At 61.2% G+C, this 2,939-nt stretch carries 1 protein-coding gene; it reads left to right on the top strand.

Annotated elements, in window-relative coordinates:
• Nucleotides 1-521 precede the first annotated feature (521 nt).
• Complete coding sequence (locus AB0J67_RS40310) at nucleotides 522-2,573, top strand: hypothetical protein (protein ID WP_363490972.1); 2,052 nt, start codon at nucleotides 522-524, stop codon at nucleotides 2,571-2,573.
• The last annotated feature ends 366 nt before the right edge of the window (nucleotides 2,574-2,939 follow it).

Below are 2,939 nucleotides of genomic sequence, written 5' to 3'. Positions count from 1 at the left end.
TGAAGACACGACGAGCCCATCGACGCGGCATCCAAAAAGGATCTGCGATCGGACCAGCAACCGCCACCGTCAGCTATTGCGCACAAGATCGTTAGATCGTTGGCCCCGCCCCGTTGATAAGCGGCTGCCCGCCCTTGCCGGCGTCGGCGCGCGTTACTGCCGAAGTTCGACGCGACACTGTCAAGGCCGTCTGAGCAGTGCCAGCGGCGCCAATCATGATCTTGCTCGGTCGGGATGCATCATGCCGAGACCGGGGAAAAATATCCAATGATGTCGATACGTTCGAATGAAGGTTCGCGCCCGCGACGTTCGTGGAGCCGGTTGACCTGCCATGGGCGCTGAGCGGGAACCAGCAGCGTGTTCTGGCCGTATCGCTTTGCGGGCGCCGTGTTGGCGCAGTCGCCCCGGGCTGCGCCGTTTCGTGTAGGTGTTCCGCCCAGTGTGTTCGCGACTCGACAATGTCGCACGTAGGAGGAACCTTGCGAACATCCGCTTACCGCCGAAGTGCCGCGTCTGTTGTCATGGCGCTTGCCGTCGCCCTGATGGCTACGGGATCGGCGGCGGCATCGGTGACAGCACAAGATGACCCACCGGCTCCGCCCAACTACAACGCTTGCTATGGCGATGGCAACGGGTTTTGGTGGAGCACCGGGATCACGGATTATCGAGTCGACTCGGACTTCAGGTACTACAAGTTTCACAACTGCAGGAACCCGTGGGAGCCGCAGGAAACCTATGGCGCTTTCGTACGATACATCGACAACCCTGACAACGACGGCAACTACGATGTGAGGATCCTGAACTTCTGTCTAGGTCCTCGGACGGTGCTGGATCTGGGCGGGCAGAGCATTATCAGCGGGCGAATTTCTGATGGAGCGCTTCTTTCGTTTACGACGCCCCTCGTCAGTGCCTGCGATCCCAGCCAGAATCCTCCAGTGCCAGGGCAGCCGCCGGCACCACCACCTCCGCCGGGAGACGGGCCAACGCCCCCGCCGGAGGTCGAGGTGTCCGGCGGCGTGAACGCTCCTATCAATGGGAAAATCAATCAGGCAAACCCTGAGCATGAGCATCGCCCGCTGTCCGGCGCGAGGATCGAACTGTGGTACCTCGGCCGCGCCGGTGTAGACACGCCCCAGCAGTGGCGCCCGGTGCTCAGTGGGCGTGACGACAACAACAGGCCCGACGGCACGCCGGTTTCTGGTTACCTGGATGACGATGGCCGGTACACCTTGAGCTTCATCTACCCGCAGACCTACACCCTGCGGGACGGCACCATGTGGGAGGGTTGTTACCTAAGTCAGGCCGCGCCCTCGTTCATGAGCTCGAAGGCTTGCAACGACGGCGACCTTGAGCTGCGTGTCTACCCGCGGAATGCGGACGGTTCTGTAATGGTGACCGATCGGGCGCATCCCGTGGACGTTCCGCTGGTTGCGCACAGGGTGCCGTTGGGCCGTTTCTTTGAGCGTCCGACGGAAGCCGAGGAGTCGGTGGCCAACTCCGAGCACGCGCTCGCCTACCGTGGCGTGCTCAATGCCCGGACGATTTGGCCAGGGCTAGCCACTTACCCTGACGTAAAAGCGGTAGTCGACGATCGGCCCGGCGGGGCCGTGGGTAGTCACACCAGTTTCCGGGTCAACCGGGCTCTGGCTGGCACGTCGGCTGTCGAACACGAGGTCATCCATCTGGTCACATCCCACGTTTATGGCTACGACCCCGACGGCATCGCTTGCGCACCGCACACTTTCACTAAGCCGTGCGGTTCGCCTCCGAACTCGGTTAGCGCGTGGTGGGAAGGTGTCGCAGATTTTCTCGCGGTCGTGGCCGAACACCCGAACTATGACGATCCCAGGTTTCTTTTGAGAGCTGGGAGAACGCTGAATTTGGAGGACTGTGTCGAAGGCGTCGCCCTCAAATGCAAGGCTGGTTCGGCTGTTGAGGGCAACATCGCCGGGATCCTCTGGGACCTGATCGATGCCCACGTCGATTTCGATACCAAGAGGGGCTTGGCCGACGACCGTACGGTTCCGCTGGCTGAGGTCCTTGACGTCGTGGTACGGCACACGCCGGAGACCGCCGACGAATACTTTGTCCAATGGCGCAATGAACACCCCGATGTCAACTTTGAGGAAGTGTTCTTCCTCAACCAGTTGCGCGTTGCTCAGTTCGTCGACGCTTCCGTCGACACGGCCAGCGGTGACTGGGCCAGTGTAGACTGCGAGCCCTGCGCCGGTGGCCGATTTCTTCTCTCCACAGGTCCCGGCAACCGCTACAGCTGGGATATCAACCGCGGGGTGCAGAGCGGCGGAACCGGTCTGTACGACATTTGGGTCCGGCTACCGGTGAGGTCCGAAGGTGGACGACTCACCGAATACCGGGTGGTCACGGCCGAGGGGGTCAAAACGGTGGTCGTCGATCAGACAATCAGCGAAGGCGGTTGGATCCGGCTTGACGGTGGCACCGGTTTCAGGCTCCGCGCCGGCCAGCACAACATAGTAACGATCGTGAATGGCACGCAGGAGCCGAACGCGGCTCTGTTTGCCGACGCGCTCATCGTATCGCCGAGGAGCGAGTGAGTGGTTCCATTGTGCGGCAGTGTTCAGTGGCCTCCCGGCTTTACGTGTCATTGTTTGTCGTTAGACGAATAGTGTATTGAGTCCTTCATTTGTTGTCGGTATGCGGCGAGGCCGGTTGTCTTGTTGACGGCTTGGTCCATACATACGGGCGTGGCTGCTCGATCCAAATGCCAGCCACGCCCGTATGTCTTCTCCAATGCGACGGCGCTGCGGCGACTCTGCAGGGGATGAGCTTGTTGGCGATCTCGCCGAAGAATCGTTCGAACAGGTTAGTACTCCAGCCGCACTTCCGCCGAGGAGTTTGCGCTGCTAGGCACGCTTGGCGGGACACCTTCCGAACCGCAGCGTTGGTCCATTGTAGACTCC

This window comes from Catellatospora sp. NPDC049609, assembly GCF_040675365.1.
Lineage (GTDB): Bacteria > Actinomycetota > Actinomycetes > Mycobacteriales > Micromonosporaceae > Catellatospora.
The sequence above is the reverse complement of the archived record's forward strand: the minus strand, read 5'-3'. Positions and strand labels throughout refer to the sequence as shown.

Excerpts from the sequence above, each read along its gene's own strand:
- AB0J67_RS40310 (WP_363490972.1), top strand. The coding sequence starts at position 522 with ATGGCGCTTGCCGTCGCCCTGATGGCTACGGGATCGGCGGCGGCATCG.